Origin of the sequence: Flavobacterium sp. I-STPP5a (assembly GCF_009764685.1) — a bacterium.
Taxonomy (GTDB): Bacteria; Bacteroidota; Bacteroidia; order Flavobacteriales; family Flavobacteriaceae; genus Flavobacterium.
This window is the reverse complement of the sequence record NZ_VHLM01000086.1, coordinates 1-8,501: the sequence shown is the minus strand read 5'-3', so window position 1 is coordinate 8,501 and position 8,501 is coordinate 1. Positions and strand designations below refer to the sequence as shown.

The window sequence follows — 8,501 nt, the reverse complement described above, 5'->3', positions numbered from 1 at the left end:
GGGATCATAACCAATGTACTTAGCCGTAAATACAGGTAAGGGAATTGGATTGTTTTGAGCATCTTTGCGACTGTCGTGAAAGGCATGAAAATCTTCGTTGATTTTGTTGATAAAATCAGAAGTCGTTGCTGTTTTTTCGATGATTTTAGGAGCGGAATCTGAAGTAAAGAAATCACTTTTTTGTAAACCTCTGTAGATGAAGTATTTTACATTTAGTCCCGGGAAGGGTTGTTTGAAGGTACGAAGAATGAGGTTTACCTTATCTTGGTTTCCCGCTCCTGCTTGCGGTTGCAATAAAATCACCCCTTTGCAAATGGCAAAGGCTTTTTTGGAACCAGTTAAAGTAAACTTTGAAGTCAACCTGAATTCATTATTAGTAACAGGGCCAAAAGATTGCGCTGGGCTTTGTGTAAATCCTCCTGAATCTGTGAAAAAATTTGATGTTGCATACATATAGTGTAGTGTGAAATGGTTTTGATACTTGACTAAATAATTATTGTATTTAGCTTAAGTTTTATCGTGTTGCATTCCTACGATTTTAACAATCAAGGAATTTTATAGGATTGATTCGTAAAAAAGAGTGGTGATAATTGGCTTTGGTATAAACAAGCCAATAATAGGCTAGGGGAACTTATGTTTTTAAGCTTCCATTTGAATGTATAGAATGTGATTTTTTGGGTTGGTCAGATCGTGATTTTCTGTCGTGAGAATGACAGTTTTACGACTGTTTGCTCAGTATTTTTTTACTGAAATTGTAGTTTTTAAAACAGCTCAAAGAGTTGGGTCTTTGAGCTGTTATTTTAGTGTGTCTTGTCTAGAAATAGGTTTACAAGGAAGTGTAAATGTGTAAACTTTTTTCAGGACGAGAAAGCATTTATGATGGCTTATTGTAGCTGGCACGGATTGCAAATCCGCGCGATTGGGCGAGACCCTTAAGCTCTTTTTACCCTATCTTTTCAGGAATAGATTGCACCAGCGCCATAACGAACTGAAGAATTGAGTCCGCACGATTGGTGTTATAAAACAGCATTAGTGTTTGTATTTATAAATACTCAGGGCATTAGAGATTTTATGAATTTAACCGTCATGCCTAGTTTATAGAGATTATGGCCTGGACCGCTGATAAAATTCCAAGAAATTATGAAATAGAATAAAACAGTTGGTAAACTAGATACTAGAAAATAGGTTTGTAAATCAAATTTTGGTTTTCCCACTCTTTCGATAAAGTCTTTTTCCCAACTTTTATAATACAATATAGATTTAAATCCGGTAAAACATATACTTATTGCTCCCACTATTGAAAGCGGGATTATTCCATTAGCAATATTTAATGTAGGTAGAATAATGGCACAAAAAAGAAAAAGTAGTACAAACAGAGACAGCCATACACGGAATGCTCTTTTATTTTGTTTTGGGTATGTCTTTAATTGATGCTCTAAAATTTTATCTTTAGCCGCTGCTATTAGGGTATCAAATTCATCTGAATTTATTTCTTGTTGCTTTAAGAATCTTTCAATATCATAATCATCGTAACCAGCATTTATTTTCTCAACAATTGCTTCTATAACTTTTTCGTTTTTCATTATTATACTGTGTTAATTTATATTGTTTTTCTCAAATTTGGAAAGCGTCTCACTCTTGGCAACTTGGCGTTTTGAGTATTATTAAGGAAATTGGATAATTTTATTTTTATAACACAATAATAATCCATTAAATTTTAGTTCCATTAAATGGCGGAGTTAATAAAAAATCACGCCAACCTATCACTATTTCTTTAAAATCTTGTGTAGGAAGTCGATAAGCAAATCCATTATCATTATAAAAATCAACTTTATCCTGATAAATTAAAATACTATTAGTTTCACTTCCATTCTCAATTTCGCTATTAGGATTAGCTAACGCTAAATTAATATCAGGTAATAATGATTCATTTATTTCTTCAGAATTCCAGTTAAATAAAAATTCACTAAAAATAATATTATTTAAATTGGGTATTTTTGTTATTCTGTTATCATTTTTCGATATTTTATTAACAAAGTTAATTTTGTACTGATTTTTAATATTTTGATTCATGTAATTTTATTTAATGTTAAAATATAGGGAATGAAGTTTTTACGACACCATTATCAATATGAAATTGTATTTTTACTCCATCTGACATTGTTCCATGCCAAATATTACTAAATTGATATTCTTTATTTTTTAAAGCAACGACTAACTCTTCTTGTAATTTTTGCTTTGACCAGCTATCAGGGAAAAAAGTACTCATTCCACCTTTACTATTTTTTACTTTCCACCCACCATTATTTGGGAAGTCAGAATTGTAAACTTCAACTTTTGCTTTATAATACCCTAATTCTGGTGGACCAATATTAACTTTTGTACCAGTTACTATTCGTCCTTTACCACCTGTTCCAAATACTTGTAAAGCCTCTTTGTGATGAACTCCTTTTGCTTCCCAAGTATAATGATTATCAAGATAAGGTGGTGATAAATTTTCAAACTCTTTCTTTAATTTTTTACCAGACCTACCTTTAAACACTTCTATATCTAACTCATGAGAGTTTCTAATAATATGAAAATTCTCCAAAAACTCAAAAGTCCTTTGGTTTTTAAAATATTGAATTTCATTTTTCCAAATATCTACAAGAGTATATTGATGAGGACTACCATCTATAACTCGTGCATATTGGACATTCATTGCCGTCCAGTCAGCTTCTTTTTTAAGATTATAAAAATCGGTAAAAAAAAGAATGTTGCGAATTTCAATAAAATTACATCTAAATTAAAGTCGTCTGCATATAAAACTATGAATTTATAAATTCCTTCCATTCAAGTAATAATGCTTTCATATCCACTAATGATACCGTACAAATATTATTAATTATCATATTGGGTGGAATAATTTTCACTTCATCTGTTCCAATACCATCCGAATAAATAAATACTTCTGGAAAAACACCACTACTTAATGCATAATCAATGTCATGTAAAAAACCATCAATTTCATTTTTACTTAAATGACTTAATATTTGTAATTCGGAATAATTGCCTACTACCTCTCTTTCACAGAAATAATTAATGTCTCCAAAAGCATCCCTTACTTTGTAAAAATTTAATTTAAAAAACTCTCTTTTAGTCATAGCCATCATTTATTTTGTCAACAATTGCTTCTATAATTTTTTCGTTTTTCATTATTATACTATATTAATTCTTACTATTTCCTCTAGATGGGTACGAGCGTGACGCTTGCGCTAAGGGGATAATTAATTTATAAACTCTAACAATGAATTAAAAATTTCTCTAATATCTGAAAGAGGAAAAGTTTCCAAAGTTTGATCATAATGATCTTCAAGGAATAAATCAAAAGTCATATCATTCTGAATTACTCCTGTGTAAATTTGTAACCCCAATTCTACACTCCATTCTTTATCATCTGGAGATATTGAATTACCTATAAGAGCCATATTTAATGTAGTAATAAGTTCTTGCAACATTCTTTTTTGCCTTGTAAGCATATATAAATAACAATCTAAATTTCTTGAATTTGCATTAATTTTTATGTTACCATTACTTTGTTTATTGAAAGTAATTCCATATTGATTTAAAATAGTATTATTCATTTGTTTTTTTTTTAAAAATTCACTGGATATATTGTTTGCAAAATTGCAGTATTTTTATTATTAGTGGTACTTAAATAAATAATTTCTAAAATATGACCGTCACTTGCTCTTCCTCTATAATAAAATGAATAACTGCCATCAGCACCAATTTTGGTATCATATGGTTTAGATCTGTCAATTTGTGAAAGTGCATAAGCCATTTCTTCATTAATTCTTTCGGTTGAATAACTAATTGGAAAATATACATTTTCCCCTTTTTTAGTTGCAATACTACTACCATTCCCTTTTTCAAAAGGTAAACCTGTATGAGGGTCCGTTAAATCAGACATATTTCTTTCTATTTTACCTTGTTGATAAGAATTTAAAATATCATTAGGCTTACTATATTTAGGAGGTGGATCTACCCAATAAATTTCACCCTTTAAAAGAGGCTTAGCAGATGTAACAGGCGTCTTTCTTAGTATATTTATATTATGTGAGCCTGTAATTTTTGGTTCACCAATTATAGAATTACCTCCTCTTAACTTGATTTCAAAATCACCATCGTGAATATGTTTTAATAAGCCAGAATCATTTCTTACTATATTAACTCCTTCCAAAAACTCAACAGTTCTTTGATTTTTTAAATATATAATTTCATTTTTCCAAATATCTACAAGAGTATATTGTTGCGTAATACCATTTACAACTCTTGAATGTTGGAAATTCATTTCTTTCCACTTTGCTTCTTCCTTAAGATTATAAAAATAGGCAAAAAAATCATATTTTTCATCGTCAGTAAAAGTACTAAATCTGGTTAAGATGTTATCACTTGCATGAGAAGGTAAATTGTCTAATTTTAGTTGCATCAAGCCTATCAGAGATTGTATATCATATATTGCTTTAATCGCATCCATAGTATGAGTATCCAGTCCATGAGATTTTCCTAGTAAAATTAACTTTCTTTCTTGTGCTATCACCTCAGCTGCTGCATCAAAAAGTTTTCTTTTCATAATTGGGTCAGTGACCAAAGCCCCCATTGAGATATAATCAAATACTACAGATACTTTGTCTGTAAATTCCTTTACATCCTGATCTGTTGATGTATTATTGGTATAACTATTAATAGAAGCCAAATTATCTGCTGTAAATTGTACCGTATTATTTACTCCATCTACTGCCTTCCAAAACAATACAGTTTCTGATGCTGTAGCTGTACCAGTCCAAACAGATCTCGCTTTTGACAAATAGCCTAAATATTTTAAATCAGCTAAAGCTCCAATACCTGATAAATTCATTGCAACTTCGACTAAACCTACAATTCCAAAATCAATTTTCTTTAAATTACTATAATCTTGCATATAGTACAAGAAAAAGACTGGAATGTTAAGAAAACGATCATTTTCATAAGCTACTTTAGTCTCAGGGTCTTTAAAAGTTTCCAGTAAATCTAAATTAGGTTTAAAGCCAATAATTGAAATGGGCTGGTACAAATCATATGTACCATATATAGGACTGGTAATGTTTACTTCCTGACTATAATCGTATTTTTCATAATCAAATTCTGTGGTCGTAACTCTTTCTTGTTTGCGAATTTTTATTTTTTTTCCTTCAAAATCACCTATGATATAATTAACATCTGTTGTGTTTAGATGATTGTCAGAATAACTGGTATTGGTTGTATTATAAACAAGTATTGCTGGTGAGGTTTCTGGATTATAATAGGCGGTTAAAGCACTAGAGTTGCCAGCATCAGCAATCAATTTCATATAATAAGACTCAGGGTATATTCCAAAAACATTTTTTGGCAACGTATAAGACGGGTCGGCGTATTTTGGGTTATACTTTGATGATTTCCATATTTTATACAACATCAGTGTGAATTCCGTCCTGTTGTCTTTGGTATCAAGCAAACCAAAGGTATATGCTAGAGGACCAATGGTATATCTCCCTGACCTATTGTCATCAATTTTTGAATATAATATTTCAAAAAGAGTTTGTTTGGTATCAACAGTATTTATTTGGTTATATACAGTAGGAACTTGATATACTTGAATTAACATAAGTCTGCGCAGAAGTTCATTTCTATCAGCTGCAGAAACAGAATCAAATGTAAAAGATTTTATAATTTTGATTGCAAGTGATTCTCCTTCATTAATTTCTGTCAATTGATGACTATAATCACTTATCTTTTCTAATAAATTAACTTTCTCATATGTTGGCACTGTTGCCAATGCTTCAGCAGATAGACATCGTGCTAACCAATAAAATTTTTCTTCTTTTGGAGCCTTTTGAATTTTAATCTGATTGACATAAAAACTTTTATAGAAATTAGTTAAATTTCTCATATAGTCTTCTAACACTTCAATAGTAGGATTTGCAAAGATTGGTTGAGTACTCCATTCTGACTTTTGGCTATTTATATAATATCCAAAATCAGTATAAGTATCCAAATCAAAAAGATTTAAGATGCTTTCTATTTGGCTTATTCGAATAGCAATTTTGGCAAGCAATAATGCTTTAGCTTGTTTCACATTTATATCTGTAAGAGGAGTTACAAACAATCGAATTTTGTGACTGTAAAATTGCATTGCATTACTATTCAACTGTATATTTTCGCCTAATAGAGGAGCCGGATCTAAACCACTAGGAATAATAATTTGCTCGGTTCCGTTATCAATAACTGATATGTTAGGTTTATAAATCCATTTATATGTTTCTATTTTACAAAAATCAGTATATGGAGCAATAACTTTTAATTTTTTAACATTGATTTCATCATCGACTGTTGCTAATTTAAATTTATAATAATGATCTTTCAATTGGTAAAGTTTATTTTTATCTGTTAGATATTCTAAAAAGAATTGCTCTTCATAAAATCCTCCAATGGCATCTTTATTCTTCTGATCTTCTTCTTTGAAATCAGTGACTACTGTCTCTCTGAATTTTTTTGTCACGCCATCAATGACTGTTTCAAAAGAGTTTAAAAAACCATATATCGTATAGGTAGGTTTTGTTAAATTCGTTAATTTAACTACTATTCCCGATTTTAATATTGCTGCTTGTTCCATTATATATCTAAATCTAAATCTAATGTTAATTCATTATTTTGTTCCTCTCTAACATACTCACTATACCCCTTACTAAAATGGTACTTCCTATCTAGTGAATACACAAAAACATCGGTTTCGGGATTAAAGAGTTGTTTTTCGCCACTTGTATTCTCAGCCACGATACCCACTTTGTATTTTTGATATGTTATATTTTCGGGCGAGAGCAGTTCATTGCCGTCTTCAAACAAATCAATCAAAAACAAACGGGGGTTTTTTAAACCCGCTGTAATCAACGCTTTTATGTTGTCGTTTTCAGTTTTGGTTAAGCCCAAAATAATTTTGTTGGGTGTGGTTCCGTCCAGCGTTTTGAGTTCCAGTCCTGTAATGGTTTGTGTGCTATCTGTAAACAGTTTCAAATTATAATAATAGGGTTCTGGTAACTCGTACGTTTTGCTTTTAGTCACCGCACCGCTGGCTGAAGCGCTGGTTTTGGTATCGGGCGTAGTGCTTCCGGTGGCAGAGACGGCATTGTTCATGACATCACTGGCTTCCGTAAGGTAGGTCACGCGGGCTACTGTTGGCGTGGCTTCGATTCCTGTTTCGATAACATCATTTACAGTTAGCGTTTGCGCAATCGAAATTCCTTGCTGTTTCTTGTCATAAAAATGATTGATTAGGTTCAATTTTTCTGAAGTCATTTTAGAAAAACTTGTATCACCGCTTAATTTTAGTAAAGGTTGTGCATCAATTAAACTAAATACATCATCAAAAAAGTTAGCTTGTCCTAACTGAACAATTGGGTTACCAGCTTCATCTAAAACCTGTTTAGCTTCGTAAGCATTAATTTTTCCCTGATAGAGCAATATGCTAAGTGTTGCAATGTTTTTACCAGCTGCTGCAGGTGCTGTAAGCTGTATTTGTGAAGTTAAAGATTGATACTTACCTTCAGCATCAGGAGGCATTCGCAAACCATCAGCATTGATAAAATTGTCTTTTTGTGCGTTAGCTATTTTTCCAATTTGCCCGTATAAAGCGGTATTGTTGTTGTTATCGGTTGTTAATTGCAAATACAAGTTGTTTGTTGTAACTGAGTTTGCCTGTTGTTGCGTGTTGACTAAAACGGGCCAGTCAAAAGTTCCGTATTTGCTTTCGGTCATAGGAACAACTTTCGTATCCGGATTTTCAAGTAATCCCGTTTTTAGATTGTTAACTCCTGATGGATTTATTTTGTAATTGCCATAAAAGTCATAACTACGGGTACGATCACTCTGGATATAAACATACCAATTGTTCTTTGTAGCAAATTTGCTAATAATAACATCGTATATTTCAGGGCCTTTTTTTACAGTTTGAGTTCTTGATGTTGTGATGCTTACACTTTGGCTAGGTACAAATAAACCGTAAAACGCTGCAATATCAATAAACTGTGTACTTTGTTCTCGTAATAATTTTTTATTTATATTAGTACCACTTATTACAATTTTAGCTTCGGCTTTACGGGCATATTCTAAATTGAAAACAAATTCACTATTGTCAAAATTGTGTTTGTAATCGCCGTAGTTTAATACAACGTCAATTCCGCATTCGCCTTCAGCAAAACTTCCTAATGATTTACCCATATCAATCATAGGCAATTCGAAATCGTCTTTTTCGTTGAATGTTTCTCCTGCGGCAACAAATTCCGATTCTTTGAAGAAGAAGCTAGATAATAAAGTAGAATCTAGAACTTCGGGATCATAACCAATGTACTTAGCCGTAAATACAGGTAAGGGAATTGGATTGTTTTGAGCATCTTTGCGACTGTCGTGAAAGGCATGAAAATCTTCGTTGATTTTGTTGATAAAAT

The 8,501-nt window shown here is 31.6% G+C and carries 8 protein-coding genes; all 8 read right to left on the bottom strand.

From position 1 onward, the window contains the following. Positions 1-453 (bottom strand): hypothetical protein (locus FJV36_RS16300; RefSeq protein WP_158981261.1); only part of this gene is annotated, 453 nt, incomplete at its 3' end. Between the two features lie 599 nt (positions 454-1,052). Beyond that, a complete protein-coding gene (locus FJV36_RS16295) occupies positions 1,053-1,583 on the bottom strand; it encodes a hypothetical protein (RefSeq protein ID WP_158728539.1) in 531 nt (176 codons plus the stop codon). Between the two features lie 127 nt (positions 1,584-1,710). Next, positions 1,711-2,073 carry a hypothetical protein gene (locus tag FJV36_RS16290; RefSeq protein WP_158728538.1) on the bottom strand — a complete coding sequence of 121 codons (363 nt, stop codon included), beginning with the start codon at positions 2,071-2,073 and terminating at the stop codon, positions 1,711-1,713. A gap of 16 nt (positions 2,074-2,089) precedes the next feature. After that, positions 2,090-2,701 carry an EndoU domain-containing protein gene (locus FJV36_RS16285; RefSeq protein WP_158728537.1) on the bottom strand — a complete coding sequence of 204 codons (612 nt, stop codon included), beginning with the start codon at positions 2,699-2,701 and terminating at the stop codon, positions 2,090-2,092. A 106-nt stretch (positions 2,702-2,807) separates the two neighbouring features. After that, complete coding sequence (locus tag FJV36_RS16280) at positions 2,808-3,152, bottom strand: hypothetical protein (protein ID WP_158728536.1); 345 nt, start codon at positions 3,150-3,152, stop codon at positions 2,808-2,810. Positions 3,153-3,266: 114 nt separating this feature from the next. Further along, on the bottom strand, positions 3,267-3,623 hold the full coding sequence (locus FJV36_RS16275) for a hypothetical protein (protein WP_158728535.1): 357 nt from the start codon (positions 3,621-3,623) through the stop codon (positions 3,267-3,269). 11 nt (positions 3,624-3,634) lie between these two features. Then, positions 3,635-6,673: a hypothetical protein gene (locus tag FJV36_RS16270; RefSeq protein ID WP_158728534.1), complete on the bottom strand. Its 3,039-nt coding sequence runs from the start codon at positions 6,671-6,673 to the stop codon at positions 3,635-3,637. Then, positions 6,673-8,501, bottom strand: a 1,829-nt coding sequence (locus FJV36_RS16265; protein WP_158981259.1) for a hypothetical protein, incomplete at its 5' end; no start/stop codon positions are given. The genes FJV36_RS16270 and FJV36_RS16265, both read right to left, overlap by 1 nt.

Excerpts from the sequence above, each read along its gene's own strand:
- FJV36_RS16295 (WP_158728539.1), bottom strand. The coding sequence starts at position 1,583 with ATGAAAAACGAAAAAGTTATAGAAGCAATTGTTGAGAAAATAAATGCT.
- FJV36_RS16290 (WP_158728538.1), bottom strand. The coding sequence starts at position 2,073 with ATGAATCAAAATATTAAAAATCAGTACAAAATTAACTTTGTTAATAAA.
- FJV36_RS16285 (WP_158728537.1), bottom strand. The coding sequence starts at position 2,701 with ATGAATGTCCAATATGCACGAGTTATAGATGGTAGTCCTCATCAATAT.
- FJV36_RS16280 (WP_158728536.1), bottom strand. The coding sequence starts at position 3,152 with ATGATGGCTATGACTAAAAGAGAGTTTTTTAAATTAAATTTTTACAAA.
- FJV36_RS16275 (WP_158728535.1), bottom strand. The coding sequence starts at position 3,623 with ATGAATAATACTATTTTAAATCAATATGGAATTACTTTCAATAAACAA.
- FJV36_RS16270 (WP_158728534.1), bottom strand. The coding sequence starts at position 6,673 with ATGGAACAAGCAGCAATATTAAAATCGGGAATAGTAGTTAAATTAACG.